Below are 26037 nucleotides of genomic sequence, written 5' to 3' on the forward strand. Positions count from 1 at the left end.
CCAGTATCGCAGTCCAGTCGGCGAGGTGGTCACCTGTCCCCGGGCCAGTTCATACTGACGACGTGACCACCCTCGGCTACACCCTGTTCGACACCGCCGTCGGCACGTGCGGGCTCGTCTGGTCCGCGGCCGGCGTCGTCGGCGTGCAACTGCCCGACACCGCCCCGGAACCCACGCGTGACGAACTGCTCGGCCGGTTCCAGGCCGCGGTCGAACGGCCCGTCCCGGCGGCGGTGCAGCCCGTGATCGACGCCGTCGCCGCGCATCTCGCCGGCGCGCCCGACGACCTGCGCTGGGTTCCGATCGACTACCGGAACGTCTCCGAATTCGACACCGCCGTCTACGAGTTCGCCCGCACGGTCGAACCCGGCGAGGTCGCGACCTACGGCGAGGTGGCCCTCCGGGTCGGCCGGCCGGGCGGCGCCCAGGCCGTCGGACAGGCGTTGGGACGCAACCCCGTTCCGGTGATCGTGCCGTGCCACCGGATCCTCGCCGCGGGCGGCGGCATCGGCGGCTTCTCCGCGCCCGGGAGCACCGTCACGAAGCGGGAGCTGCTCGCCCTCGAGCACGCCCCCGGCTTCGACGAGCCGACCCTGTTCTGACGCGGGGCCGCAGCGGGTTTCAGCCCAGGATGTCGCGACGCACGATCGTCTGGTCGCGCCCCGGGCCGACGCCGATGCACGACATCCGCGCACCCGAGAGTTCCTCGAGCCGCAGCACGTAGTTACGGGCGTTCTCCGGCAGGTCCTCGAAGGTGCGGGCCTCGGAGATGTCCTCCCACCAGCCGGGCATCTCCTCGTAGATCGGCGTGGCGTGGTGGATGTCGGTCTGTGTCATCGGCATTTCGTCGACGCGAACCCCGTCCACCTCGTAACCCACGCAGATCGGCACGGTCTCGAGGCTCGACAGGACGTCGAGCTTGGTGAGGAAGTAGTCGGTGATGCCGTTGACGCGGGTCGCGTAGCGGGCGATCACGGCGTCGAACCAGCCGCAGCGCCGGGCCCGGCCGGTGGTGACGCCCACCTCGCCGCCGGTCTTGGCCAGGTAGGCGCCGTGCTCGTCGAACAGTTCCGTCGGGAAGGGACCCGACCCCACCCGGGTGGTGTAGGCCTTGAGAATGCCGAGCACCGTGCCGATCCGGTTGGGACCGATGCCCGATCCGACCGCCGCGCCGCCGGCGGTGGGGTTCGACGAGGTCACGTACGGGTAGGTGCCGTGGTCGACGTCGAGCAGCGTGCCCTGCGATCCCTCGAGCAGCACGGTCTCGCCGGCCTCGAGGGCCTTGTTCAGGCGCAGCCGGGTGTCGGCGATGCGGTGCTTGAACCCTTCCGCCTGGCCGAGCACCTCGTCGACGACCTGCTGCGGGTCGAGGGCCTTGCGGTTGTAGATCTTCGACAGCACCTGGTTCTTGAACTCCAGGGCGGCCTCCACCTTGTGGGTGAGGATCTTCTCGTCGAGGACGTCGGCGACGCGGACACCCACGCGGGCGATCTTGTCCTGGTAGCACGGGCCGATGCCCCGGCCGGTGGTGCCGATCTTCTTGGCGCCGAGGAAGCGTTCGGTGACCTTGTCGATGGCCACGTGGTACGGCATGATCAGGTGCGCGTCGGCGCTGAGCAGCAGGTTCGTGGTGTCGACGCCGCGGTTCTCGAGTCCGGCGAGCTCGTCGAGCAGCACGCCCGGGTCCACGACCACGCCGTTGCCGATCACGTTGGTGACGCCGGGAGTGAGGATGCCGGAAGGGATCAGGTGCAGCGCGAAGTTCTCCCCGTTGGGGAGGACGACGGTGTGGCCGGCGTTGTTGCCCCCCTGGTAGCGCACCACCCACTGCACCCGGCCACCGAGCAGATCGGTGGCCTTGCCCTTGCCCTCGTCGCCCCACTGGGCGCCGATCAGGACGATTGCCGGCATTTCGCTGTCTCCTAGGGTGTCGACGTGCGGGCGCGCTCCGCCTGCAGGGTTCTGCCGTCACAGAACAGAAGCCGGGGGGACAGTCTAGCGGACCACACCTGTGGCACTGCTCCCGGCGTCCCGACTGTGACCGGCACCGACGATCCACCCGACTCGCTGTGCCGCGTTCGAGCGCCCGGCGGTGAGGTGAGTCGTGACTAGAGTGAGTGGAGCATCGTCGCCCGCGAGAGGAGTGCTCTTGACCCCCGTTGTGCTCAAGTGCGGTGATGCCCCACTGCCGTTGACGCTGACGTCCCTGACCACGTTGACCGCCCCGGCACTCCCCGGCAAGGACGACTTCGAGGACGTGTTCGCGCATCTCGAGTCGGTCGAGGATCCCCGGCTCGTGGTGGTGGGTGGGGACGCCGCCTTCGCCGCGGCCCTGACCCGGATGATGCGCACGGAGCGGCTCGGCATCGAACTGGCCTACGTGCCGGAGCGGCGCACCCCGGCCGCCGAGGCGTACGGACTGCGGTTCGGATCGAAGGCCGCGACCGTCGCACTGCAGGGCGTGGCACGGCCGGTGCCGCTCATCCGCGACGATGCCGGCATCGCCCTCGTCGGGCGTGCCCTCGTCGAGGGCGAGGTCGGTGAACTCGTGGGCGAGGCGTACGTGGACGACACCCGGCTGTTCAGCGGGGTCGCCCCGGGCGTGCGGATCGAGCCGACCGTCGACATGCCGGGACTGCGGGCCGCGATCGATCGGCCGCGCTGGTTCGGCGGCTACCGGTGGGTGACCGGACGCGCCGTCCAGCTCGGCTCGCCCGGCGCCGTGCTCACCCGCGACGGGGTCGCCAATCCCCGGGCGGTCAAGCGCTCCACCTTCTACCGGCACGAGCACAAATGGAAGCTGGTGCGCTGAGCGTCTCGCTCTTGCACCACGAGAGTCGTTCCGGCCGAACACTTGTCGTCCCGGTCCACCCGACCGGTCGCCACGACACCGCGCCCACCGCACCGGGCCGGCGGCGCGCGCTCGTTCCACGACTCGCCGGCGTCACGAATTGCACCGGGCGAGCGCCTCGCCGGCGGCGCGCAGGGCGGCCCGCAACGACGACGGGGCCACGACCTCGACCCCGCCGCCGAGGCCGAGGAGCTGGTCCAGCGCCACCTCCTCGGCCTCGAGCAACAGGTCCACCCGCACCCACCCGTCCGCGTCCGGCGGTCCCGGCTCGACGTCGGCGGCGTCGGTGCCCACCACGCGGGGCAGGCGCCGCCACGCGGCCGGGTCGAGGCGGAGCGTGCAGGCGAATCTGCGCAGCGCGCGATCGAACTCCGTCGCGGACGCCGCCCAGTAGGCGGGCAGATCGAATCCGGCGGGCCGGTGCGCCGGGGCGTCGAGCACGGTGGCGGACGCGATGCGCCCGACCCGGTAGGTGCGGACGTGACCGGTGTGCGCGGCGACGAGGTACCAGACCCCGGCCTTGGCGACGAGCCCGAGCGGGTCGAGGGTGCGCGTCATGGTCCGGTTGCCGCGCCGGTAGCGGATGCGCAGGCGGCGCTCGTCGAACACGGCGGACGCGACGGCCGGCAGGTGCGTGTTGTCCCCCGGCGCGGCGAACCAGCCGGGGACGTCGACGTGGACCCGGTCGCGCCAGGCCTGGGCGGCGCTGCGCAGGGTGACCGGCATGGACCCGAGCAGCTTGCCGCGGGCCGCGTCGAGTTCCACACCGAGGTCGGCGGCGAGAGTGGGCACCCCCAGCAGCATCAGCGCGGCACTCTCGTCGCTGGTGAGTCCGCTCAGCCGGGACTGCCAGCCGTCGAGCAGGCGGATGCCGCCTCCCGGTCCGCTCTCCGTCCACACCGGGACCCCCGCGGCGGACAGGGCACCGACGTCCCGGTACACGGTGCGCACCGAGACGCCGAGATCGTCCGCGAGCCGCCGCGCGGTCAGGCCCGCGCTGCCCTGCAGTCGCAGCATCATCGCGAGCAGGCGTGCCGATCGCATGACCGCAGCCTACGCAGAATCACTGACACTCGATGTCAGTGATACCGGCGCATCCTGACGTCATGAGTACATGGAAAGAGTTCTCCGAGCAGGCACCGGAGCTGGCACTGGCGATCGCGGCACGACTCCAGGCCCACAAGCATCACGTCCTGGCGACGCTGCGGCGGGACGGCTCACCGCGCGTCAGCGGGACGGAGGTGGAGATCGTCGACGGCCGGCTGGTGCTCGGGTCGATGCCCGGAGCGATGAAAGCCCGCGACCTGCAGCGCGACCCGCGCTACGCCCTGCATTCCAATCCCGGGCACCACTCGATGACGGGCGGCGACGCGAAGGTCTGCGGCCGGGCCCGGGAACTGCACGACGACGTGAAGGCGGCCGTGCTCGCCGCCTACCCGGAGGAGGTGCCGCCGGGGCCGATGCACCTGTTCGAACTCGACCTGGCCGAGGCCGTGCTCACCTCGGTCGACGAGGAACACATGTATGTGGACCTGTGGCGTCCCGGGGCCACGGTCGAGCGTTTCGTCCGCTGACCCGGGCCGCCGCGCGGCTCGGCACAGAGAGGTTCGGCGCCCCGGGCTGTCGGGTTCAACCCGGGGCGCCTTGGCCGATCCGCATCCGGACTACGGAGCGGCCCCGATCGTTGTGCCCACTGCGACGCGCTCGAAACCTCCGGACCCGAAATCGTTCCCCGACCGCACCCCGGGGCGGGAGAGGTGTGGCATCCCCACCGAACGGGTAGCCGCCCGTCGGAGCCGGCCACCCATGTGCGTGGCCGGTCGTTTGTCACGGGGAGGGTGGGAACATGATTCGAGTGGCCTCGGTGCCCGCGTCGCACGTCTACGTCCGGCATCTGGCCGGACCGCACGGGGACGACGAGGTGGTGCGGCTGCCCGATCCGGTGCCCGCCGACGGACGCAAGGTACCGGGCGGATGGTGGCCGCCGCTCATGCTCGAGCCCGGATGGATCGCCGCCAACCACACCGAGTTCGACGTGTTCCACATCCACTTCGGCTTCGACGCGATCGAACCGGAGGCCCTGCAGGACGTGGTCGCCGAACTCGCCGACCACGACATCCCGCTCGTGTACACCGTGCACGACCTGCGCAACCCGCACCACCCCACGCCGGGCGTCCACAACAAGCAGCTCGACGTGCTGATCCCCGCCGCCACCGAGCTGATCACCCTCACCGAGGGCGCCGCCGGACGGATCGAGGCACTGTGGGGCCGCACCCCCACCGTCCTGCCCCACCCGCACGTCGTCGAACAGCCCTGGTTCGCGCGCGCGAACCGGTCCCCGGACGAGCCGTTCGTCGTCGGGGTGCACGCGAAGAGCCTGCGCGCCAACATGGACGTCTTCCCGGTCCTCGACACCCTCTCCCACACCGTCCGCGACCTGCCCGGCGCACAGCTGCGGATCGACGTCCACGACGAGATCTTCGACGCGGACAACCATTGGTACGCACCCGAGGCCGGAGCGAGGATCCTCGCCTTCGGAGACCGGCCGGGCGTCGACGTGCGCGTGCACAAGTACTTCTCCGACGACGAACTGTGGGAGTACCTGTCCTCGCTGTCGGTGTCCGTCCTGCCCTACCGGTTCGGCACCCATTCCGGCTGGCTCGAGGCCTGCCACGACCTCGGCACCGCGGTGATCGCCCCGAGCTGCGGGTTCTACCACCAGCAACGGCCCTGCCAGGTGTTCACCTACGACGAGCAGTCCTTCGACCCGGATTCCCTGGCCGATTCGGTGCGCGCGCTGTACCACAGCGGCCGGCGGCCGCACAGCGACTGGGCGCAGCGGATGTTCGAACGGCGCTTCCTGTCCCAGGCACACCACGCGATCTACGAACGGGCCCTGTCGTGACGGGTCGCCCACTGCGTATCGCCCTCATCGCGTCCCACCGCTTTCCCGTCGCGCAGCCCTTCGCCGGGGGACTCGAGGCCCACGTGTGGCACCTGACCCGCGCGCTCGGCGCCGAGGGACACCGGGTGACCCTGTTCGCCGCCGCGGGCTCCGACGTCACGCTGCCCGCCTCGTTCCTCGAGGTCCGCACCTTCACCCCCAGCCCCGCCGCCCGCAGCGACGTGTCGATGCCGTCGGAGGCGTTCCTCGACGCCCACCACGCCTACCTGTCCCTGCTGCTGGAACTGGCCGGCCCGCTCGCGGACTCGTTCGACGTGATCCACAACCACAGCCTCCACTACCTGCCGCCGGCGATGGCCGCGACACTGCGGACCCCGATGCTGACCACCCTGCACACCCCGCCGACCCCGTGGCTCGAGTCGGCGCTGGCCGTCCCGGGCGGCGGCTCGGCGCACTACGCGGCCGTCAGCAGATACACCGCAGCGACCTGGGCGCACGCGGTCGCCGCGCCGATCACCGTCGTCCCGAACGGGGTCGACCTCGGCACGTGGCCGCTCGGTCCGGGTGGGCCGTCGCTGATCTGGTTCGGACGGCTGGTCCCCGAGAAGGGTGCCCACCTGGCGATCGAGGCGGCGCGGCGGGCGGGAACGCCCCTGCGGCTGGCCGGTCCGGTCAGCGACGAGGACTACTTCACCCGGCACATCGCCCCGCAGCTGGGCGACGGCGTCACCTATCTCGGTCATCTGCCGCAGCGGGAACTCGCGGCCGCGGTCGGCCGGTCGGCCGCCACCCTGGTGACGCCGCAGTGGGACGAGCCGTACGGCCTCGTCGTAGCCGAGTCCCTGGCATGCGGAACACCTGTGGTCGCGTTCGCACGCGGCGGCATCCCCGAGGTGCTCGACCGGCGCAGCGGCTGTCTCGTCGCCCCCGGCGACGTGGAGGCGCTGGCGGCCGCCGTGCCCGGCGCGGTCCGGTTGTCCCGGCTCGACGCCCGACGCCGCGCCGAGACGTTCTGTTCGGAACGCACCATGGTGGACTCCTACCTCGCCCTGTACCGCCGCCTGTGTGCGGCCGGTTCCGTCGTCCGGCAGTGCCCGGCATGATCGGCTACTACATCCACCACCACGGACACGGGCATCGCACCCGGGCGGCCTCGATCTGCGCCCGCACGAGCGAACCCGTGACCGCCCTGTGCTCGGCGCCGCTGGGGCGCTTCGCCGACGTCTTCGCCGACGTCGTGGAACTGCCCCGTGACGACGAGTCCGTCGCCACCGCGGACGATCCCACCGCCGGCGGGTTGCTGCACTGGGTGCCGCGGCACGATCGCGGCCTGCGCGAGCGGATGGCGGCGTTGGCGTCCTGGGTCGCCACGGCCCGGCCGCGGCTGCTGGTGGTCGATGTGTCGGTCGAGGTCGCGGTGTTCGCCCGGCTGCTGGGCGTCCCCGTCGTGGTCGTGGCCATGCCGGGCGAGCGCACCGACACCCCGCACGGGCTGGGTTACCGCGCGGCCGAGCACATCGTCGCGCCGTGGCCGCGGGAGGTGTACGAGCCGGTGTACCTGAGTCCGTACGCGGGCAAGACCACATATGTCGGCGGCATCAGCCGGTTCGACGGCCGGCCCGTCGCGTGCCCCGGCCCCGGCGACCGACCGCGGGTCCTGGTGCTGAGCGGCAGCGGCGGCTCGTCCCTGTCGGCCGAGCGCCTGCACGAGCTGGCCGAGCGTCACCCCGGCTACGCATGGGACGGCCTCGGTGTGCCGGGCGGTCCGTGGGTGGACGATCCATGGCCCGCCCTGAGCAGGGCCGACGTCGTCGTCGGGCACGCCGGGCAGAACTCCGTCGCCGACATCGCCGCGGCACGGCGGCCGGCGATCGTCGTCGCCGAGCCCCGGCCGTACGACGAGCAGTGTGCTACCGCCGACGCGCTGGGCCGAGCCGGGCTGGCGGTGACCCTTCCGGCGTGGCCGCATCCGGACGACTGGCCGAAGCTGCTGCGCCGGGCCCTGCGGCTCGATCCCGCGCAGTGGTCCCGGTGGCGCACCGAGGGGGCAGCCGGGCGCGCCGCCGCGGTGCTCGACGAGGTCGCCGCGAAGGTGGCACCACGATGAAGACGACCGTGATCACTCTCGTCGCCGGTCGGCACGCGCACCTGCGGCTGCAGCTGCGCGGCCTGGCGCGCAGTGCGCGGACCCCGGACGATCACGTGGTGGTGTCGATGGGCGACCCGGCCGTCGCGCCGCTGATCGAAGCGGAGGGGTACCCCGCCCATACGGTGGCCCTGTCCGCGGGCGGACCGTTGTCACTGTCCGCGGGCGGACCGTTGTCACTGTCCGCGGGCGGACCGTTGTCACCGCCTGCGGGCGGACCGCTGCCACTGTCCACCGCGCGCAATCTGGGCGCCGAGTGTGCCTTGGCGCGCGGCGCCGAGCTGCTGGTCTTCCTCGATGTCGACTGCATCCCCTCGGTGGGTCTCCTCGGGTTGTACGAGCGGGCCGCGAGCGATCCGCAGCACGGCAGCGCCCTGCTGTGCGGTCCGGTGACCTATCTGCCGCCGCCGGGGCCGGAGGGATACGACCCGGCCCGTCTCGAGCGGAGCGTGAACCCGCACCCGGCACGGCCGAGTCCTCCGGCCGGCGCGATCCACACCGGTGACGAGTACGACCTGTTCTGGTCGCTGTCGTTCGCGACGACCCGCGAGACGTGGACGGCCGTCGGGGGCTTCTGCACGGACTACGTCGGGTACGGCGGCGAGGACACCGATTTCGCCCAGCGCGCCGCACGGGCGGGCGTGGGGTTGCGCTGGATCGGCGGCGCCCACGCCTTCCATCAGCACCATCCGGTCTCCGACCCGCCGGTCGAGCATCTGCACGAGATCCTCCACAACGCCGCCGTCTTCCACCGGCGCTGGGGGCGCTGGCCGATGACCGGGTGGCTCACCGGATTCGCCGAGGCGGGTCTGGCCCGGTACGACACGGTCGCGGACCGGTGGGTCGCCACCGGGACGCATGCGGGCAGCGGGGGATGTTTGGAAACGGACGGGCGGGGCAACTCGGTCGGGACGTGAACGTCCCCTGTCTCGACCGAACGGAGCATCGCAGTGTTCGAGAAGAATCCGCCGGTTCCCGGCTCACCTGCCGGTTTCGAGGTTCCGGTCGAGGAACCCACGACCCCGACGGACCCGCCTCCGGCCAAGCCCGACCAGCGTGAGCCCGTCCCGGTCACTGCCACCGGCACACCCGAAGACCTGCCCGACGGTGCACGCGGCCCCCAGGGCCGCTTCCTCACCACCGCGCAGGGCGCACGGCTGACCGACACCGACCATTCCCTCAAGGCGGGTCGCCGCGGTCCGACACTCTTGCAGGACCACCACTTCCGCGAGAAGATCACCCATTTCGATCACGAGCGCATTCCCGAGCGGGCGGTGCACGCCCGAGGTGCCGCGGCGCACGGCGTCTTCCGGGCCAACGGCGCCGCCTCGAAGATCACCCGCGCCGGATTCCTGCAGAAGGGCAGCGAGACGCGTGTCTTCGTCCGCTTCTCGACGGTGCTCGGTTCGCGTGGTTCCGCCGACACCGTCCGTGACACCCGCGGATTCGCGACAAAGTTCTACACCGACGAGGGAACGTTCGACCTGGTGGGGAACAACATTCCGGTGTTCTTCATCCAGGACGCGATCAAGTTCCCGGACATCGTCCATGCCGCCAAGCCCCACCCGGACCGCGAGATCCCGCAGGCCCAGAGCGCGCACGACACGTTCTGGGACTTCGTCTCGCTGCACACCGAGGCCACCGCGCACACCCTGTGGAACATGTCGGACCGGGGCATTCCGCGTTCCTACCGGATGATGGAGGGGTTCGGCGTCCACACCTTCCGTCTCGTCAACTCCGACGGCGAGACGTCGCTGGTGAAGTTCCACTGGAAGCCGCGCCTGGGCGTGCACTCGCTGGTGTGGGAGGAGGCGCAGCTGCTCGGCGGCATCGACCCGGACTTCCACCGCCGCGACCTCGCCGACGCCATCGAATCCGGTGCCTACCCCGAATGGGATCTGGGCGTGCAGGTCTTCCCCGACACCCCGGAGCAGACCTTCGAGGGCATCGACCTTCTCGACCCCACCAAGATCGTCCCCGAGGAGCTCGCCCCGGTGCAGGTGATCGGGACGATGCAGCTCAACGCCAACCCGACGAACTTCTTCGCCGAGACCGAGCAGGTCGCCTTCCATCCCGGCCACCTCGTCCCCGGCATCGACGTCACCGACGATCCGCTGCTCCAGGGCCGGCTGTTCTCCTACCTGGACACCCAGCTCAGCCGGCTCGGCGGACCGAACTTCGGCCAGTTGCCGATCAACCGGCCGCACGCCCCCGTCAACGACATGCTGCGCGACGGCATGCACCAGACCGGCGTCCATCCGGGTGCGGCCCCCTACCGGCCCAACACGCTCGGCGCGGGGTGCCCGTTCCTCGCGGGTGTCGAGGACGCCGCGTTCATCGACGTGCCGGCACCCATCGCCGCGGGCGTCAAGGAACGCGAGGCACCGAGCACGTTCGACGATCACTTCTCGCAGGCCCGGCTGTTCTACCGGAGCCTGTCGGAGATCGAGAAGAAGCACGTGGCGAACGCATACACGTTCGAGCTCGGGAAGTGCTTCGAACAGGCGATCAAGGAACGGCAGCTGCAGGTGCTCGCGAACATCGACGCCGGGCTGTGCGCCACCGTCGCGGCGGGTCTCGGCCTGCCGGCACCGGAGCCGACGGTGTCGACGGACGGTGAGCCGCTGCGCAGCGAGGCCTTGTCCCAGGTCGGTGCGACGTGGCCGGTCGAGGGACGGATGATCGGCATCGTCGCGGACGACAGCGCCGACGTCGCCGAGGTCGCCAAGGCCGTGGCGGCGGTGGCCGCGGCGAAGGCCGTGCCGCTGGTGATCGGCCCGCACGGCGGCAAGCTCGACGGCGGCCGCAAGGAGGTGCCGATCTCGCGCACCTTCGATACGGCGCGGTCCGTCGAGTACGACGCCTGCTGCTCGCCAGTGCCCCGGCCGATCCGCGGGTACGCATCCTGGTCGACGAGACGTTCCGGCACTGCAAGGCGATCGGCACGTGGGGCACGGGCACCGAAGCGCTCGAGCACGCAGCCGTCCACCCCGAGGCTCCCGGAGTGGTCACCGCCGACGACCCGGAAGCCGTGGTGACCGGCATCGTCGAACTGCTCGGCGCCCACCGCGTGTGGGAGCGGTCCCAGGCCTGACCCGACCCCCTGCTGCCGCAGTGACGGCAGCGGGGGGACGGTGGGGTGGGGGTGCGGGTGGTGGCCGAATGTCACATCGCGTCGATCGAATCGACCGAATGTGACATTCGGCCACCCGCACCCGCACCCGCGCCCCCACCACCTCCCCCACAGGTCCGTCAGGAGAAGGGCTTGCCGCCGGTGACGGCGATGACCTCGCCGGTGATGTAACTCGACTCCTGCGAGGCGAGGAAGACGTAGGCCGGGGCCAGTTCGGCGGGCTGCCCGGGCCGGCCGAGCGGGACGTCGTCACCGAAGGACTCGAACTTCTCCCGCGGCATGGTGGCCGGGATCAGCGGGGTCCAGATCGGTCCGGGGGCAACAGCATTGACGCGGATTCCCCGCTTCGCGACATCCGACGCCAGGCCCTTGGTGAAGTCGACGATGCCGGCCTTGGTCGTGGCGTAGTCGAGCAGTTCCGGTGACGGGCTCGTCCCCTGGATCGACGACGTGTTGATGATCGTCGAGCCCGGTTCCATCACTTCGATCGCGAACTTGCACAGCCAGAACAACGCGTACAGGTTCGTCTTCAGCACCCGGTCGAACTGCTCGGTGGTGATGTCGGCGATCCCGTTCATCTGCACCATCTGGTACGCCGCGTTGTTCACCAGGATGTCCAGGCCGCCGAGTTCACGCACGGCCGTGTCGATCAGATGCCTGCAGTGTTCCTCGGAGCGGATGTCGCCCGGCACCGCGACGGCGCGCCGACCCGCCTCCTCGACCCACCGCACGGTTTCGCGGGCGTCGTCCTCCTCGGACTCCAGATAGCTGAGTACGACGTCGGCCCCCTCGCGGGCGAACGCGATCGCCACGGCCCGTCCGATCCCGGAGTCGGCGCCGGTGATCAGCGCCCGTCGGCCCTCGAGCCTGCCGCTGCCGCGATAGGTCTGCTCGCCGTGGTCGGGTGCCGACACCATGTCGGACGTCAGGCCCGGGTACTCGAGTTCGGGTTGCTTCTCACGATCCGGGGCCGGGTACTGCTCGACCGGATTTCGGGGCCGGTGCTGGTCGGTCATGGGTCCTCCCTCAGAGGGTCGGGGGCGAGTGCCGGGCGGTCCCGGGACCGCCCGGTCCGCACGGTGCATACCCGGACCCAGGAGTGGGTACACGGACCCCACGGGCGGTGAACCTCAGCGTTCTCCCGACCCGACCTCTGGAAAGGATGGGGCTGTGACGGAACACGAGAGTGAGTTTCGGAGAAGTGACGCGACCCGCGCGGGTGCCGATCCGGTGCACAGCAGGCAGGTCCACGACCGGGACCTGACGAACGACAGCGACTTCCCGGCCGACGACGCCCGCACGATGCGCAGCCACGCCGGTGAGGCCCTGACCGACTCCCGGGGCTGGCCCGGCTACTTCTTCCTGGGCCTCGGGCTGCTGCTGCTCGGCCTGACTCTGGTGGCTGCCGGCTACGGCTTCGAGGGCTGGGCCTGGATCGCCGGTCCCGCCTGCATCGTGTCCTTCGGGATCGGTGCCGTGCTGGTCCTGCTCGAGCGCAAGCGGGTCCGCGACATCGAAGGAACGAGCCTGCGCGAACCGCGCGGTCACTGAGCGGTGCGCCCTTCTGGAGGTCAGGGCAGCCCGAAGGACACACCGCTGTAGGCTCCCTCGCGTGAATCCACGCCCGCCGACGCCCACGCAGCTGCGCGGCGCGTTCGTGGGCTCGACCTCCGCCGCGGTGTCCGTCGCGGCCCACGGCCTCGCCGGCGGTGAGATTCCGTCCCAGGCGTCGGTGGTGCTGATGGTCGCCGCCTGTGCCGCGTTCGGTGCCGCGCTGTCCGCACTCCGGTCACACCGGCCGCTGACCGCACTGGTGCTCGCCCTGACCGCGGGCCAGGCGATCGGTCACACCGTCCTGACCCTCACCGCCGAGCACGCCCACGGCCTCGGGCTCTCGCCCGCGATGCTCGGCGCCCACGCCGCCGCCCTCGTCGTCTCCGCAGCCCTGATCCGGGCGGCCGAGCAGGGGTGCGTCGCCGCACTCGGCGTCTTGCGGCACATCGTTGCCGCGATACTGACCCTGCCCCCGGCGCATGCGCCGCTGTGGGTGGCCACACCTTCGCACCGGGCACGTCTCGTGCTGCGGGTGCTCGTTTCCGCGCAGGCCGGCACCCGGGGTCCGCCCCGCACCGCCTGACCCGATCCTGTTCCGCCGCGCCCGTACCCCGCGGCGGCTTTCCCACGTGTGACGACGCTGTCGTCACCGACGATCGAAACGAGCATTCGCATGTCCACGACCGACCTCGGGACGGACCGTTCCGTCCCGCCCCCGACCGGCCCAGCCGGCACCTCCTCCCTGCGACCACTCGTGCTGCGGCTGCACTTCTACGCCGGCATCCTCGTCGCCCCGTTCATCCTGATCGCCGCGGTCAGCGGCGGCCTCTACGCACTCGCGCCGACGATCGAGCAAATCGTCTATCGCGATCAGCTGCACACCGATGCCACCGGTCCCGCCGTGCCGGTGGCCGAGCAGATCCGGGTGGCCACCGGCCAGCGGCCCGATCTCACAGTCACCGCGGTGCGGCCGGCCGCGGCGCCCGGCGAGACCACCCGGGTCCTGTTCGCCGATCCGAGCCTCGGCGAGTCGCAGCGGCTCGCGGTCTTCGTCGACCCGGTCACCGCGCAGCCGCTCGGTGAGCTGGCCGTCTACGGCAGCAGCAGTGCCCTGCCGGTGCGGGCCTGGATCTCGCAACTGCACCGTCACCTGCATCTCGGCGAGCCGGGCCGCCTCTACAGCGAGCTGGCCGCGTCCTGGATGTGGGTGATCGCGCTCGGCGGCGTGTATCTGTGGGTGCGCCGGTTCCGGACGTTGCGGGCCCGCGGCGCCGAGGCGCGTCTGCTCACCGTCGACCGTGCCGCCACCGGCCGGTCCCGCACCGTCGGCTGGCACGGTGTGGTGGGGGTGTGGATCGCGGTCGGCCTGGTGTTCCTGTCCGCGACCGGTCTGACCTGGTCCCGGTTCGCCGGCGACAACATCGCCGAGCTGCGGGCGGCCCTGGACTGGAAGACGCCCGCCGTCGACGCGACCCTGACGGGGAGCAGCGCCGCACCCGCGACGGGCCACGAGGGGCACGGTGGCCACGGCGGGCACGGCGCCGACCCGGCGCTGCTCGACACGAACATCGCCCGCATCGACTCGGTGCTGGACGCGGCGGCCACCGCGGGACTGACCGGGGTCGTCGAGGCCTCGATCCCGGCGCAGGCCGGTACCGCCTTCACCGTCGCCGAGACCCGCCAGCCGTGGGTGTACGGCATCGACTCGGTCGCCGTCGACGGCGCGACCGGCGGGGTCGTCGACGTGCTGCGGTTCGCGGACTGGCCGCTCGCCGCACAGCTGACGTGGTGGTCGATCACCCTGCACATGGGCATCATGTTCGGGCTGATCACGCAGGTCGCGCTGGCGCTGCTGGCGGTGGCGTTGGTCACGGTGGTGGTGCGCGGTTACCTGCTGTGGTGGCGGCGACGACCCACCCGTGGCTCGGCGTGGTCCGTCGGCCGGGCCCCGTCCCGGGGTGCGCTGCGTCGTATCGGCGCAGTTCCGGCGGTCGCGATCGGTATCGCCGCCGCGGTGGTGGGGTGGTTCGCCCCGGTGCTCGGGCTCAGCCTGCTGGCGTTCCTCCTCGTCGACACCGCCGTCGGGTGGCGTAGCCGGGGACGCGCATAATGAACCCTCGTGTGCCTATCGACGAGGAGTGCCGGTGAGCGACGATCTGTCCGCATACCGTAAGGAGTTCGCCCGCATCGAGCGGAAGATCGCCGGGGAGTTCGACGCCGGTCGGCGACACCGCGTCCTCGTCGCCTGCATCGTCGCGGTGGTACTGGGTCTGCTTCTGCCGCAATCGGATACCGAGTGGTCGTGGACGGTGCTCGGCACGTGGTTCGGGCACGAGGCCACGACGACCGTGCCGATGCGGGTCTTCGTGACCCTCGCTGTGGTGTTCGGCGTGGTGTCGTCCACCGCGGCGCTGTGCACGCACCGCTGGCGGCTCGCGTCGGCGTCGATGCTCGGTTCCGGCCTGGCGTCCCTGTTCGGGCTGCTCGGCTACTGGTCGCAGAACGGCATGCCGGTGGAGACTCCGCACGCCCCCGGCGCGGGAATGGTGCTCGCCTGGCTCGGCATGGTGGCGCTGACCTCGCAGTGGCTGCCCGTCGTGCTCAGCCGCTCCCCCACCGACCGGCGGCCGCAGCCGGTGACCACGCCGGTGCTCTGAGGCCGATGCTCTGGCGCCGGGGCATCCGCGCACCGCGCGGATGTCCCGGCGTTCCACTGCGCGGCAGGCCGGCCGCGGCGTACATTTCGCCGGTGAAGCGGCCCGACGCGGCTGCCCCACGAAGGGAGTTGCCGTGCCGACCGCCGTACTCGCCGTCGTCGCTCTCGTCGGCGCATTCCTGCAGTCCCGCCACCGCCGCGGCACCGCCCGCATCGACACCTACCTCGTGTGGTGGCTCGTGGCGGCAGTCGGCGTCGCCTCGGTGATCGGGGCCGCGTTCCACGTCTTCGACGGTCCCGCAACCGCCGAGATGATCGGATACACCCGCGGCGACGGAGGTTTCCAGTTCGAGAACGCCATGGGTGATCTCGCGATCGGCGTGGCGGGCATCCTGTGCTACCGCTTCCGCGGCGGGTTCTGGCTCGCGACGATCGTCGTCACGACAGTCCAGTACTTCGGCGACGCCGCCGGTCATCTGTACTTCTGGCTCGCGAAGGACAACACCGAGCCGGGCAACGTCGGCTTCCCGCTGTGGTTCGACATCATCCTGCCGATCGTGGCGTGGGCCCTGTACGCGGCGTCGTACCGGCGGGGCGGCGACGCCGTTCCCCTCACCCGGTCAGGAGCCGGCGCCGACACCGCCCGCGCGACGTAGCAGGTAGGTGTCCATCACCCAGCCGCGCGCCGCCTTCGCGCGGGCGCGGGCCCGCTCGATCTCCGGCAGCACCCGGTGCAGCGGACCCGCGACGAGTTCCTCGTCGGACGTGCCGAGGTCGGCGCCCCACCAGATGTGCCAGTCGCCCTCGAGCCGGGCGCATTCGAGCGCGCCGTCGAGCATCACCACGAGGTTGTCGCCCCCGGCGGCGACCTCGTGCGCGAGGCACCGGCCCGTCGTGATCGTGATCGGGCCGCCGATCCGGTTGAGCACCAACCGGTGCCGCGCCGCGAGCAGCGACACGGCACTCACCCCCGGGACCACGTCGTAGTCGACGTCGAGCACGCCCCGGTCACGTATACGTTCGACGACGCGAATGGTGCTGTCGTACAGGCTCGGATCGCCCCACACGAGGAATCCGGTGGTCTCGTGCGGCGCGACCTGCTCGCGCAGCACCGACTCGTAGGCGGCGGCGCGGGCCGCGTGCCAGTCCCGCACCTCGGTGCCGTAGGCGGACGGGGTCCGGTCGCGCGGCGGGTCCGGCACCGTGATCACCCGGTAGTCGCCGGTGACGTGCCGGCGACAGATCTCCTCCCGCACGGCGACGAGATCGTCGACGCCGCGCTGCTTGTCGGCGACGAGGAACACGTCCACCTCGTTCAGCGCCCGGACCGCGGCCACGGTGAGGTCGTCGGGACCACCCGGCCCGATCCCGATCAGCCGCAGCCGCCTCCTCATCCGCGATCCTCGAGGTCGCCCTCCACGTCGAGGTAGGCCTGCTGCAGTTCCGCGAGCGTCGCCGGATCCGGCTCGGCCCACAGCCCTCGGTCGGCGGCCTCGGAGAGCCGTTCGACGATGCCGCGCAGCGCCCACGGGTTGGCCTCGCGCAGGAACTGCTGGTTCTCCGGGTCGAGCGCGTAGGTGCGGGCGAGGGTTTCGTACATCCAGTCGGCGACGACGCCCGCGGTGGCGTCGTAACCGAACAGGTAGTCCACGGTCGCGGCGAGCTCGAACGCCCCCTTGTAACCGTGCCGGCGCATCGCGGCGAGCCAGCGCGGATTGACCACCCGGGCCCGGAACACGCGGGCGGTCTCCTCCGCCAGCGAGCGGGTGCGGACCTGGTCGGGGGTGGTGGAATCGCCGATGTACGCCTTCGGGTCCGCGCCGGTGAGCGCGCGTACGGTGGCGACCATGCCGCCGTGGTACTGGAAGTAGTCGTCCGAGTCGGCGATGTCGTGCTCGCGGGTGTCGGTGTTCTTCGCCGCCACCGCGATCCGCCGGTAGTTGGCACGCATGTCGTCCGCGGCCGGGACACCGTGCAGGTGCCGCCCGTACGCGAAGCCGCCCCACGCGGTGTACACCTCGGCGAGATCGGCGTCGCTGCGCCAGTTCCCGGAGTCGATGAGCGGCAGGATGCCGGCACCGTAGGAGCCGGGCCGGGAACCGAAGATGCGCCGGACCGCGCGCTCGGGGTCGCTGTGCTCGGCCTCGTCGCGGCGGGCGTGCGCGCGCACGAAGTTCAGATCGTCGGGTTCGTCGAGGGCGGCGACGGTGCGGATCGCGTCGTCGAGCATCGCGACGACGTGCGGGAAGGCGTCGCGGAAGAACCCGGAGATGCGGACGGTGACGTCGATGCGGGGCCGGCCGAGTTCGTCGAGGGGGATCACGGTCAGCTCGCGCACCCGCCGGGACTCGGCGTCCCATTCGGGGCGCACGCCGATCAGGGCGAGCACCTCGGCGATGTCGTCGCCGGAGGTGCGCATCGCGGAGGTTCCCCACACCGACAGACCCACCGACGGCGGGTAGTCGCCGGTGTCCGCGCGGTACCGGTCGAGCAGGTTGTTCGCCAGGGCCACGCCGGTGTCGTAGGCCAGCCGGCTCGGCACTGCCTTCGGGTCGACGGTGTAGAAGTTGCGACCGGTGGGCAGCACGTTGACCAGGCCGCGCAGCGGCGACCCGGACGGACCGGCGGGGACGTAACCGCCGTCGAGGGCGTGCAGCACCGCGTCGAGTTCGTCGGTGGTGCGGGCCAGGCGCGGCACGACCTGCTCGGCGGCGAAGGCGAGCACCCGCTCGACCTCCGGATCCTGCTGTCCCAGAATCTGTTCGACGACCGTGCCAGCGCACTCGACGCGCCAGCCGGCGTCCTCCATGCCCTGCACCAGGGCCCGGGCCTGGGACTCGACCGCGTCGGTCTCGGTGAGCGGCGCATCCGGCTTCAGACCGAGCGCGGTGCGCAGCCCGGGCACCGCGTGCGCCTTGCCGCCCCACACCTGCGCGGCCCGCAGCACCGACAGCACCAGGTTCACGCGGGCCTCCCCGACGGGCGCCGTGCCGAGCACGTGCAGGCCGTCGCGGATCTGCGCGTCCTTGACCTCGCACAGCCAGCCGTCGACGTGCAGCAGGAAGTCGTCGAATTCGGCGTCGTGCGGGCGGTCGTCGAGACCGAGGTCGTGGTCGAGCTTCGCGGCCTGGATCAGCGTCCAGATCTGGGCGCGGATCGCGGGCAGCTTGGCCGGGTCCATCGAGGCGATGTTGGAGTACTCGTCGAGCAGCTGCTCGAGCCGGGCGATGTCGCCGTACGACTCGGCCCGCGCCATCGGCGGGATCAGGTGGTCGACGATGGTGGCGTGGGCGCGTCGTTTCGCCTGGGCGCCCTCCCCCGGATCGTTGACCAGGAATGGGTAGATCAGCGGCAGGTTGCCGACGGCGGCGTCGGTCGCGCAGGCCGCCGACAGGCCGGCGTTCTTACCGGGCAGCCATTCCATCGAGCCGTGCTTGCCCAGGTGGACGACGGCGTCGGCCCCGAAGCCGTTCTCCACCCACCGGTACGCGGCGAGGTAGTGGTGCGACGGTGCCATGTCCGGATCGTGGTAGATCGCCACCGGGTTCTCGCCGAACCCGCGGGGCGGCTGGATCATCAGCACCACGTTGCCGGCCTGCAGGGTGGCGAGCACGATCTCGCCGTCCGGGTCGGCACTGCGGTCGACGAACAGTTCGCCCGGGGCCTCGCCCCACGCCTCGGTCATCGCGCCGGTCAGCTCGGCCGGCAGGTCCGCCGTCCACTCGCGGTAGCGCGCCGCGCTCACCCGCACCGGGTTGCCCGCCATCTGCTCGGCGCTGAGCCACTCCTCGTCCTGGCCACCCGCGGCGATCAGGGCGTGGATGAGCGCGTTGCCCGCCTCGGCGTCGTCCTCGGTGTCGAGGCCGGGAAATCCGTCGCCGAGGTCGTAGCCGCCCTTGCGCAGCGCGCGCAGCAGCCGGATCGCGGAGACGGGGGTGTCCAGGCCGACGGCGTTGCCGACGCGGGAGTGCTTCGTCGGATACGCCGAGAGCATGATCGCCAGCCGCCGCCGGGCCGGTGGGATTCGTCGCAGGCGGGCGTGCGCGACGGCGATCCCGGCGACGCGACGGCACCTTTCGGGGTCGGTGACGTAGCGCGGCAGGCCGTCGGCGCCGAATTCCTTGAACGAGAACGGCACCGTGATGATGCGGCCGTCGAATTCGGGGACGGCGATCTGCGTCGCGGAATCGAGTGGGGAGACACCCTCGTCGGATTCGGCCCACGCGTCGCGTCCCCAGGTCAGGCACAGCGCCTGCAGGATCGGAACATCGAGGGCGGCAAGCGCTCCGACGTCCCAGGCATCGTCGTCGCCGCCGGCGGAGACGGTGGCCGGGCGGGTACCGCCGGCGGCGAGGACGGTGACGATCAGGGCGTCGAGGGTGCCGAGTTCGGCGAGCAGATCTGCGGGGGCCCCGCGCAGGGTGGAGCAGAAGATCGGCACGGCCACGGCGCGGCCGGTGGCGTCGACCTCCTGCGCAAGATCACGGACGAAGCGGGTGTTTCCGCTGGTCTCGTGGGCGCGGTAGTACAGGATGCCCACCTTCGGCAGGGCGGGATCGGGCGCGGCGGGCGCGTGGCTGCCCCACTCGGGCAGCGCGGCCGGCGGATCGAAGCCCTCGCCGGTGAGCAGGACGGTGTCGGACAGGAAGGCGTGCAGCTGGGCCAGGTTGGCCGGTCCACCTTGCGCCAGGTAGGCGTGGGCTTCGGTGGCGATGCCGACGGGGACGGTGGAGTGGCTCATCAGCTCGGCGTCGGGCAGCTGCTCGCCGCCGAGCACGACGACGGGTGCGCCGTGCGCCAGGACCGCGTCGATGCCGTGCTGCCAGGACCGCACCGAGCCGAGGATGCGGACGATCACCAGGTCGGCACCGTCAAGCAGGCGCGGCAGCTCGGTGCCGACGTCGAGGCGCGACGGATTGCCCAGCGCGTACTCGGCGTCGGAGCTCAGCGCCGACAGCAGGTCGGTGTCGGACGTGGACAGCAGCGCGAGCCGCGTCACGGCCGGGTCCTGCGCAGTTCGATTCCGCGCAGCACGAATTCGGTCATGTTCAGTCTCCAAACCCTCGTGGACTTCCCGTGCCGTGGCCGGTCTCCTGGCTGACGGATCGTCGCTGCTGCGCCGACCTTCCCGGACGTGCGTCCAGTGGTCTCCGGACCGGCGGACCGGTCCGGACGAGGGCGAGCAACTACCCGCTCACAGTGGCGAGGGCCGCGCCGGTCTCACACCGGCTTCCCGAGCACCACGGCAGGTGGAGCGTAGCGCACGTGTGCAACCATGTGCCCCCATGGTCGACCTTCCCCCGGCGCCGGCCCAGGATCGGTGTCCCGGTCTGCTGCGCCCCCACCTCGCCGCCGACGGCGCGCTGGTGCGGCTGCGCGCGTCCGGCGGCCGGCTCCCGGACGGCGGCCTGCAGGCGCTGTCGGATGCGTCGGTCGCCTTCGCGGACGGCGACGTGCACCTCACCTCACGCGGAAACCTGCAGCTCAGGGGCGTCGCAGTGGACGAGTGCGGCGGGGTGCCCGCCGGCCTCGTCGAGGCGGTGACCGCGGCCGGGTTCCTGCCGGCGCCGTCGCACGAACGGGTCCGCAACATCGTCGCCTCGCCGCTGTCCGGGATCACCGGCGGCCGCGTCGACATCCGCCCGCTGATCGGCGCGCTCGACGCCGCCCTGTGCGCCGAGCCCACCCTCGCGCAGCTGCCGGGGCGGTTCCTGTTCGGGCTCGACGACGGCCGCGGCGACGTCACCACCCTGCGCTGCGACCTCGCCGCGGTGGCCGTCGAACCCGGACTGTTCCGCGTCACGATCGGCCGGCGCTCCGGCCCGGTGGTGCCGGCCGGGCGGGTCGTCGGGACCCTGGTCGACCTCGCCCAACGGTTCGCGGCGATCCGCGACACCAGCTGGCACGTGCACCGACTGCCGGAGGCCGGCGCCGAACTCGGCGGTGGTGCCCCGCTGCCGCCGCCCGCGCGGTACACCGTGCCGTACGGCCCCCTGCCCGGAGCGGTCTCGGCCCTGGTCCCGCTGGGCATCCTCGCCCCCGCGATGGTGGCGGCGCTGCCCACACGAGACGTGATCGTCACCCCGTGGCGCGGCCTGGTCCTGCCCGGCGAGCACGATCCGCAGCCGCTGCACGACGCGGGGTTCGTCCTCGACGGCACGTCGCCGTGGACCCGCACCACCGCATGCACCGGCGCGCCGCGGTGTAGCCTCGCCGAGGGCGACACCCGTGCCACGGCCCGTCGCACCGTCGCCCATACGCCGCCACCGGGCCACCTGCACGTCGTGGGGTGCGAACGATCCTGCGGCGCACCGAATTTTCCCCACACGCTTCTGCTCGCGAGGAACCCGGCATGACCCTGTCCCCCCCACCCCGGCGCTACGACTACGTCACCGACGGCGCCGACATCTACGTCCGGTCGTTCGCGACGATCCGCGCCGAAGCCGACCTGTCCGCGATCCCGGCGGACGCCGAGAAGGTCGCGGTGCGCATGGTGCACGCCTGCGGGCAGACCGACCTGACCCGCGACCTCGCGATCCACCCGGACCTGGTGTCCGCGGCGCGCAGGGCGCTGCGCTCCGGCGCGCCGATCCTCACCGACGCGCACATGGTCGCGTCCGGGGTGACCCGCACCCGGCTGCCGGCGGACAACGAGGTGCTGTGCTTCCTGCGCGACCCGCAGGTACCCGATCTCGCGTCGGCGTGGGGCACCACCCGCTCGGCCGCGGCGGTGTCGCTGTGGGAGGACCGCCTCGACGGCGCTGTCGTCGCGATCGGCAACGCACCCACCGCGCTGTTCCACCTGCTCGAGCTCATCGACGCCGGCGGCCCCCGGCCCGCCGCGATCGTCGGGGTGCCGGTCGGGTTCATCGGCGCCGCCGAATCCAAGGAGGCGCTCGCCGCGCATCCGCTGCAGATCCCGTACCTGGTCGTGCGGGGACGGCGCGGCGGCTCGGCGATGGCGTCGTCCGCGATCAATGCCCTGGCCCAGGAGGCGGAGTGAACGACACCGGACGGTTCTACGGCGTGGGCCTCGGCCCCGGCGATCCCGAGCTGATCACCCGCAAGGCGGCCCGGCTGATCGAGCAGGCCGACGTGATCGCCTACCACTCGGGCACTCACGGCCGGTCCATCGCGAGGGGCATCGCGGCCGAACTGATCCGGGAGGGGGTGCACGAGGAGGCGCTGATCTACCCGGTCACCACCGGCACCACCGACCACCCCGGCGGCTACGACGGGGCCATCGCCGACTTCTACGACGAGTGCGCGGCGCGCCTGGCCGTGCACCTCGACGCCGGCCGCACCGTCGTCGTGCTGTGCGAGGGCGACCCGCTGTTCTACGGCTCCTACATGTACCTGCACGACCGCCTCGCGAACCACTATGCGACCGAGGTGGTTCCGGGCGTGACGTCGGTGTCCGCGGCCGCGGCGGCCGCGGCGGAACCGCTGGTGCGGCGCACCGACGTGCTCACCGTGCTGCCCGGCACGCTGCCCGAGCCGGAACTGGCGCGCCGTCTCGCCGACACCGACGGCGCCGCGATCATGAAGCTGGGCCGCACCTTCCCCGCGGTCCGCTCCGCGCTCGCCCAGGCGGGCCGGCTCGACGACGCGGTCTATGTCGAGCGCGCGTCGATGGGCGGGCAGCGCATCGTCCCCGTCGCCGACGTCGACGCCGATGCGGTGCCGTACTTCTCGGTGATCCTCACTCCCGGCGACCGCGCACCGCGCAACCGGGACATCACCGACCGGTCCCGGCCCGTCGTCACCGAGGTTCCGGACGCGGTCGCTACCCGTGAGCTGTTCGTCGTCGGTCTCGGGCCCGCCGACGAGAAGTGGCTCACCCCCGAGGCCGCCGCCGCGCTGGCGTCCGCCGACCACATCGTCGGGTACGGACCCTACGTCGACCGCGTGCCGGTCCGGCCGGGACAGCAGCGGCACGCCAGCGGCAACACCGTCGAGGTGGACCGGGCCCGCTTCGCCCTCGAGCTGGCTCTGTCCGGCGAGCGGGTGGCCGTCGTCTCGGGCGGCGACGCCGGAGTGTTCGGGATGGCCTCGGCGGTGTTCGAGGCCGCACAGGATCCGCGCTTCACCGAGATCCCGGTGCGGGTGCTGCCCGGCGTGTCGGCGATCCAGGCCGTCGCCGCGCGGGCGGGCGCCCCGATCGGCGGCGACTTCGCGGTGCTGAGCCTGTCGGACCGGCTCAAGCCGTGGGAGGTGATCGAGCAGCGGCTCACGGCCGTCGCGCAGGCCGACCTGGTGCTGGGCATCTACAACCCGGCGTCGCGGTCGCGGACCACACAGGTCGCGCAGGCGCGGGCCGTGCTGCTGCGGCACCGCCCCGCCGACACCATCGTGGTGATCGGCCGCGACGTCGGCCGCCCCGGCGAGTCGCTCGAGGTGACCACCCTCGAGAAGCTCGACCCGGACGCGATCGACATGAAGTGCTTGATCGTCGTTGGCTCGTCCGGCACCGCGGTCACCGCGACCGGCGCGGTGTGGACGTCGCGCTCGGTGCGGCCCTGAACATTCGCCCGGCAGGGATCCGCGCACGTCACGACATGCGCGGAGCCCGATTCAGCGCGTGAAGCCGCTGCGATCCCGCGCCGGGTCGTACAGATGCGAGCACGCGACGTCCGCCGACCGCACGCCCAGAGCCCGTCCGACGACGATCACCGCGGTGTGCCGCAGTCCCGCCGCCTCGACCTGGTCGGCGATGTCGGCGAGCGTGCCGCGCAGCACCAGCTCGTCCGGGCGGGACGCGAACGCCACCACCGCGGCCGGACAGTCGGCGCCGTACTCGACGCTCAGTTCCTCGGCGAGGACCCGGATCCGGGTGATCGCCAGGTGCAGCACGAGGCTCGCGCGCAGTCCCGCGACGCGGGCCAGGGCCTCGGTGTCGGGCATCGCCGTCGAGCGGGTCTGCGTGCGGGTCAGCACGACGGTCTGCACCAGCTCGGGCACGGTCAGCTCCGCGCCGAGGGTCGCCGCGGCGGCCGCGTAGGCCGGCACACCGGGCGTGACGTCCCACGGCACCCCCGCGGCGTCGAGCCGGCGCGTCTGCTCGGTCAGGGCCGAATACAGCGACGGGTCACCGGAACACAAGCGGACGACGTCGAGGCCGCGCCGGTGGGCGTCGACGAGGTGCGCGGTGATCTCGTCCAGGTCCAGGAGCTGGGTGTCGACGAGCCGGGCATCGGGACGGCAGTGCGCGAGCACCTCGCCGTCGAGATAGGTGCCGGCGTAGAGCACCACCGGCGCCTCGCTCAGCAGCCGCGCCGCCCGCAGCGTCAGCAGGTCGGCCGCACCGGGGCCGGATCCCACGAAGTGAACTGTCATCTCTCGCCTTTCGTCACCTGCCACTGCACCACCGGGCGCAGCGCCTGCCACCCGCTGAACCCGCCGAGCGGCGCAGCCTGCTCCACGGTCAGCCGGGTCAGTTCCCCGCCGTGGCTCTTCCACCACTGCGTCAACGCCGCCTCGGTCTCGAGGGTCACCGCATGCGCGACCAGGCGCCCGCCCGGACGCAGCCTGTCCCAGCATGTTTCGAGCACCCCCGGAATCGACCCGCCGCCGCCGACGAAGACGGCATCGGGGGTGTCGAGGCCGGTGAGTGCGTCGGGGGCGGGGCCGCGCACCACCACGACCGACGGGACGCCGAGCCGCGCGGCGTTGCGGCCGATCCGTTCGGCGCGCGCCGCGTCGCGTTCGATCGCGACCGTGCGGCAGCGCGGATCGGTGCGGGCCCATTCGATGCCCACCGACCCGGCGCCGGCCCCGACGTCCCACAGCAGTTGCCCCGGCCGCGGCGCGAGCGCGCACACCGCGGCGAGCCGGATCGGTCGTTTGGAGATCTGACCGTCGTGCTCGAACGCGTCGTCGGGCAGGCCGGGCGTCGTGGGATACCCCTCGGCTCCGCAGCATTCGATGCAGACGACGTTGAGGGCGGGCGCGTCGCCCGACCAGACGTCGGCGGTGGCGGTGCGCCGCGCCTCCTCGGGTGCGCCGAGGTCCGACAGCACGGTCAGCACGCTCGCACCGAACCCGTCGCGACGCAGCAGGTCGGCGACCCGCGCCGGGGTGGACCCGTCGGAGGAGAGCACGATCAGCCGACGGCCCGGCCCGAAGGCGCGGCGGACCGCGTGCACGTCGCGGCCCACCAGGGTCACCACATCCACCGATTCGGCGCTCCACCCCATGCGGGCGCGGGCCAGCGCCACCGACGACACGGCGGGCAGCACCGTCACGGCGTCGGCGCCGAGCCGGTCGATCAGGGTGGTCCCGATCCCGGAGACGAGCGGATCGCCCGACGCGACCGCCACGATCGTGCGGCCGCGGTGCCGCACGAGCAGCGCGTCGAGCCCGTCGCGCAGCGGGGACGGCCACGGCTCGCGGACGGCGCCGGTCTCGGGCAGCAGCGCCAGATGGCGCCGTCCCCCGAGCAGGACCTGCGCGCCGAGCACCGCGTCGCGGGCGGGGAGCGACAGGCCGTCCCAGCCGTCGGCACCCATGCCGACGACGGTGATGTGTGAGCCCATGGCGTCGAACCCTAGCCGGTGCGGCTAGACTCGGCGCCGGCAAGACAATCGAGGTGCCCCTCACGGGGATAATCGGGAAGCCGGTGAGAATCCGGCACAGGCCCGCTGCGGTGACCCGGGAGTCGTCGATCATGCGCACCACGCGCAGCCACTGGACCGTCCGGTCCGGGAAGGCGATCGCACGGCGTCCGACCGGGAAGTCCGAATACCGGCCTCGATTCCGTTTGCCGAGAAGACATCCCAGCGGGAGCCTGTGG

Annotated in this window: 22 protein-coding genes, 1 pseudogene and 2 riboswitches; of the genes and pseudogenes, 16 read left to right on the forward strand and 7 right to left on the reverse strand. The window is 72.2% G+C overall.

Going from position 1 to position 26037, the window contains the following annotated elements; translation table 11 throughout:
* The first annotated feature begins 62 nt into the window (after positions 1-62).
* The gene (locus AC2IPW_RS19155) at positions 63-602 is read left to right on the forward strand and encodes a methylated-DNA--[protein]-cysteine S-methyltransferase (RefSeq protein ID WP_486375396.1); all 540 of its coding nucleotides are present in this window, start codon (positions 63-65) and stop codon (positions 600-602) included.
* 19 nt (positions 603-621) lie between these two features.
* On the opposite strand, the gene AC2IPW_RS19160 is transcribed toward AC2IPW_RS19155, so the two are convergent.
* Entirely contained in the window at positions 622-1911 is a 1290-nt protein-coding gene (locus tag AC2IPW_RS19160; RefSeq protein ID WP_003938329.1) for an adenylosuccinate synthase, read from the reverse strand.
* A gap of 250 nt (positions 1912-2161) precedes the next feature.
* Here AC2IPW_RS19160 and AC2IPW_RS19165 point away from each other — a divergent pair, with 250 nt between their 5' ends.
* A complete protein-coding gene (locus AC2IPW_RS19165; protein WP_289381370.1) occupies positions 2162-2812 on the forward strand; it encodes a hypothetical protein in 651 nt (216 codons plus the stop codon).
* Between the two features lie 132 nt (positions 2813-2944).
* Here AC2IPW_RS19165 and AC2IPW_RS19170 read toward each other — a convergent pair whose 3' ends face one another.
* On the reverse strand, positions 2945-3895 hold the full coding sequence (locus AC2IPW_RS19170) for a helix-turn-helix transcriptional regulator (protein ID WP_486375397.1): 951 nt from the start codon (positions 3893-3895) through the stop codon (positions 2945-2947).
* Positions 3896-3957: 62 nt separating this feature from the next.
* Here AC2IPW_RS19170 and AC2IPW_RS19175 point away from each other — a divergent pair, with 62 nt between their 5' ends.
* The 6 genes and pseudogenes from AC2IPW_RS19175 (at position 3958) to AC2IPW_RS19200 (ending at position 10996) form a co-directional block, all read left to right on the forward strand.
* Positions 3958-4425 carry a pyridoxamine 5'-phosphate oxidase family protein gene (locus AC2IPW_RS19175; protein ID WP_486375398.1) on the forward strand — a complete coding sequence of 156 codons (468 nt, stop codon included), beginning with the start codon at positions 3958-3960 and terminating at the stop codon, positions 4423-4425.
* A gap of 272 nt (positions 4426-4697) precedes the next feature.
* On the forward strand, positions 4698-5756 hold the full coding sequence (locus AC2IPW_RS19180; protein ID WP_289381362.1) for a glycosyltransferase family protein: 1059 nt from the start codon (positions 4698-4700) through the stop codon (positions 5754-5756).
* Positions 5753-6859 (forward strand): glycosyltransferase family 4 protein, encoded by a 1107-nt coding sequence (locus tag AC2IPW_RS19185; protein WP_450121500.1) that lies wholly within the window; start codon positions 5753-5755, stop codon positions 6857-6859. Before AC2IPW_RS19180 ends, AC2IPW_RS19185 begins: the two co-directional genes overlap by 4 nt.
* Positions 6856-7863 (forward strand): glycosyltransferase, encoded by a 1008-nt coding sequence (locus AC2IPW_RS19190; protein ID WP_486377033.1) that lies wholly within the window; start codon positions 6856-6858, stop codon positions 7861-7863. Before AC2IPW_RS19185 ends, AC2IPW_RS19190 begins: the two co-directional genes overlap by 4 nt.
* Positions 7860-8819, forward strand: coding sequence for a glycosyltransferase family 2 protein (locus AC2IPW_RS19195; RefSeq protein WP_486375399.1), 960 nt, complete (start codon positions 7860-7862; stop codon positions 8817-8819). Before AC2IPW_RS19190 ends, AC2IPW_RS19195 begins: the two co-directional genes overlap by 4 nt.
* Positions 8820-8852: 33 nt before the next feature.
* Positions 8853-10996, forward strand: a pseudogene (locus tag AC2IPW_RS19200) (catalase).
* A 158-nt stretch (positions 10997-11154) separates the two neighbouring features.
* Here the strand turns inward: AC2IPW_RS19200 and AC2IPW_RS19205 are convergent.
* Complete coding sequence (locus AC2IPW_RS19205) at positions 11155-12051, reverse strand: SDR family oxidoreductase (protein WP_371382410.1); 897 nt, start codon at positions 12049-12051, stop codon at positions 11155-11157.
* 214 nt (positions 12052-12265) lie between these two features.
* Here AC2IPW_RS19205 and AC2IPW_RS19210 point away from each other — a divergent pair, with 214 nt between their 5' ends.
* The 5 genes from AC2IPW_RS19210 to AC2IPW_RS19230 all read left to right on the forward strand — a co-directional run bounded on the left by AC2IPW_RS19210 (position 12266) and on the right by AC2IPW_RS19230 (position 15901).
* Complete coding sequence (locus AC2IPW_RS19210; RefSeq protein WP_052034026.1) at positions 12266-12586, forward strand: hypothetical protein; 321 nt, start codon at positions 12266-12268, stop codon at positions 12584-12586.
* A gap of 61 nt (positions 12587-12647) precedes the next feature.
* A complete protein-coding gene (locus AC2IPW_RS19215) occupies positions 12648-13172 on the forward strand; it encodes a hypothetical protein (protein ID WP_371382409.1) in 525 nt (174 codons plus the stop codon).
* Between the two features lie 90 nt (positions 13173-13262).
* Positions 13263-14699: a PepSY-associated TM helix domain-containing protein gene (locus AC2IPW_RS19220; protein ID WP_486375400.1), complete on the forward strand. Its 1437-nt coding sequence runs from the start codon at positions 13263-13265 to the stop codon at positions 14697-14699.
* Positions 14700-14733: 34 nt separating this feature from the next.
* Complete coding sequence (locus tag AC2IPW_RS19225; protein WP_054373932.1) at positions 14734-15246, forward strand: Rv2732c family membrane protein; 513 nt, start codon at positions 14734-14736, stop codon at positions 15244-15246.
* A gap of 133 nt (positions 15247-15379) precedes the next feature.
* On the forward strand, positions 15380-15901 hold the full coding sequence (locus AC2IPW_RS19230) for a DUF6790 family protein (protein ID WP_289381997.1): 522 nt from the start codon (positions 15380-15382) through the stop codon (positions 15899-15901).
* Here AC2IPW_RS19230 and cobF read toward each other — a convergent pair.
* Together cobF and cobN are read right to left on the reverse strand one after the other, a co-directional pair.
* Positions 15866-16639: a precorrin-6A synthase (deacetylating) gene (gene cobF, locus AC2IPW_RS19235; protein ID WP_371382407.1), complete on the reverse strand. Its 774-nt coding sequence runs from the start codon at positions 16637-16639 to the stop codon at positions 15866-15868. The two genes, AC2IPW_RS19230 and cobF, sit on opposite strands and share 36 nt — an antisense overlap.
* Positions 16636-20244, reverse strand: coding sequence for a cobaltochelatase subunit CobN (gene cobN, locus AC2IPW_RS19240; protein ID WP_416061638.1), 3609 nt, complete (start codon positions 20242-20244; stop codon positions 16636-16638). Before cobN ends, cobF begins: the two co-directional genes overlap by 4 nt.
* A 67-nt stretch (positions 20245-20311) precedes the next feature.
* A riboswitch (cobalamin riboswitch) is annotated at positions 20312-20505 on the reverse strand.
* A 25-nt stretch (positions 20506-20530) separates the two neighbouring features.
* Between cobN and AC2IPW_RS19245 the strand changes: the two genes are divergently transcribed.
* From AC2IPW_RS19245 to AC2IPW_RS19255, 3 genes are read left to right on the forward strand one after another with little or no spacing between them, the layout of a single operon-like run.
* Entirely contained in the window at positions 20531-21601 is a 1071-nt protein-coding gene (locus AC2IPW_RS19245; RefSeq protein WP_486375401.1) for a cobalamin biosynthesis protein CobG, read from the forward strand.
* Positions 21598-22248 (forward strand): precorrin-8X methylmutase, encoded by a 651-nt coding sequence (locus AC2IPW_RS19250; RefSeq protein ID WP_003938347.1) that lies wholly within the window; start codon positions 21598-21600, stop codon positions 22246-22248. The genes AC2IPW_RS19245 and AC2IPW_RS19250 overlap by 4 nt, the downstream gene beginning before the upstream one ends.
* Complete coding sequence (locus AC2IPW_RS19255) at positions 22245-23768, forward strand: precorrin-2 C(20)-methyltransferase (RefSeq protein WP_486375402.1); 1524 nt, start codon at positions 22245-22247, stop codon at positions 23766-23768. Before AC2IPW_RS19250 ends, AC2IPW_RS19255 begins: the two co-directional genes overlap by 4 nt.
* 51 nt (positions 23769-23819) lie before the next feature.
* Here the strand turns inward: AC2IPW_RS19255 and cobM are convergent, their stop codons facing one another.
* Together cobM and cbiE are read right to left on the reverse strand one after the other, a co-directional pair.
* Positions 23820-24581: a precorrin-4 C(11)-methyltransferase gene (cobM, locus tag AC2IPW_RS19260; protein WP_486375403.1), complete on the reverse strand. Its 762-nt coding sequence runs from the start codon at positions 24579-24581 to the stop codon at positions 23820-23822.
* The gene (gene cbiE / locus AC2IPW_RS19265) at positions 24578-25780 is read right to left on the reverse strand and encodes a precorrin-6y C5,15-methyltransferase (decarboxylating) subunit CbiE (protein ID WP_486375404.1); all 1203 of its coding nucleotides are present in this window, start codon (positions 25778-25780) and stop codon (positions 24578-24580) included. The genes cobM and cbiE overlap by 4 nt, the downstream gene beginning before the upstream one ends.
* A 34-nt stretch (positions 25781-25814) precedes the next feature.
* Positions 25815-26011: riboswitch (cobalamin riboswitch) on the forward strand.
* Positions 26012-26037: the final 26 nt, after the last annotated feature.

It is taken from the genome of Rhodococcus sp. NS-SX18, assembly GCF_057367935.1.

Bases quoted from the DNA above. Each gene is read 5' to 3' on its own strand.
- AC2IPW_RS19190 (WP_486377033.1), top strand. From the start codon at position 6,856: ATGATCGGCTACTACATCCACCACCACGGACACGGGCATCGCACCCGG.
- AC2IPW_RS19205 (WP_371382410.1), bottom strand. From the start codon at position 12,051: ATGACCGACCAGCACCGGCCCCGAAATCCGGTCGAGCAGTACCCGGCC.
- cbiE (WP_486375404.1), bottom strand. From the start codon at position 25,780: ATGGGCTCACACATCACCGTCGTCGGCATGGGTGCCGACGGCTGGGAC.
- AC2IPW_RS19175 (WP_486375398.1), top strand. From the start codon at position 3,958: ATGAGTACATGGAAAGAGTTCTCCGAGCAGGCACCGGAGCTGGCACTG.
- AC2IPW_RS19170 (WP_486375397.1), bottom strand. From the start codon at position 3,895: ATGCGATCGGCACGCCTGCTCGCGATGATGCTGCGACTGCAGGGCAGC.
- cobF (WP_371382407.1), bottom strand. From the start codon at position 16,639: ATGAGGAGGCGGCTGCGGCTGATCGGGATCGGGCCGGGTGGTCCCGAC.
- AC2IPW_RS19180 (WP_289381362.1), top strand. From the start codon at position 4,698: ATGATTCGAGTGGCCTCGGTGCCCGCGTCGCACGTCTACGTCCGGCAT.
- AC2IPW_RS19220 (WP_486375400.1), top strand. From the start codon at position 13,263: ATGTCCACGACCGACCTCGGGACGGACCGTTCCGTCCCGCCCCCGACC.
- cobM (WP_486375403.1), bottom strand. From the start codon at position 24,581: ATGACAGTTCACTTCGTGGGATCCGGCCCCGGTGCGGCCGACCTGCTG.
- AC2IPW_RS19245 (WP_486375401.1), top strand. From the start codon at position 20,531: ATGGTCGACCTTCCCCCGGCGCCGGCCCAGGATCGGTGTCCCGGTCTG.
- AC2IPW_RS19195 (WP_486375399.1), top strand. From the start codon at position 7,860: ATGAAGACGACCGTGATCACTCTCGTCGCCGGTCGGCACGCGCACCTG.
- AC2IPW_RS19250 (WP_003938347.1), top strand. From the start codon at position 21,598: ATGACCCTGTCCCCCCCACCCCGGCGCTACGACTACGTCACCGACGGC.
- AC2IPW_RS19160 (WP_003938329.1), bottom strand. From the start codon at position 1,911: ATGCCGGCAATCGTCCTGATCGGCGCCCAGTGGGGCGACGAGGGCAAG.